This window comes from Bifidobacterium simiarum, from assembly GCF_002802905.1.
Classification (GTDB): domain Bacteria; phylum Actinomycetota; class Actinomycetes; order Actinomycetales; family Bifidobacteriaceae; genus Galliscardovia; species Galliscardovia simiarum.
This window is the reverse complement of sequence record NZ_PEBK01000031.1, coordinates 1-241: the sequence shown is the minus strand read 5'-3', so window position 1 is coordinate 241 and position 241 is coordinate 1. Positions and strand designations below refer to the sequence as shown.

Below are 241 nucleotides of genomic sequence, written 5' to 3'. Positions count from 1 at the left end.
GGGAAGCTGTTGAGGGCGAGCATGGCGCCCTCGCCGGTGCCGCAGCCGGTGACCACGAAGTCCGCGGCCCCGGTGTTCAGCAGCGCGGCGGCGAGGATGCCGTTCTGCACGTAGGTCAGCTGGGCGGCGTCGTCGGCCGCGTACATGCCGTAGTTGTCGACGGCGAAGCCCTTCTCGTCGGCCACGGCCTTGAGGGCCGTGTAGATGAGGCCGTTCTTCGCGGCCTGGCTGTTCTCGTTGA

General features: G+C 68.9%; 1 protein-coding gene. It reads right to left on the bottom strand.

All coding sequences use genetic code 11. The features are described 5' to 3' along the window. Positions 1-241 (bottom strand): RpiB/LacA/LacB family sugar-phosphate isomerase (locus tag CSQ87_RS10685; protein ID WP_207761146.1); only part of this gene is annotated, 241 nt, incomplete at both ends.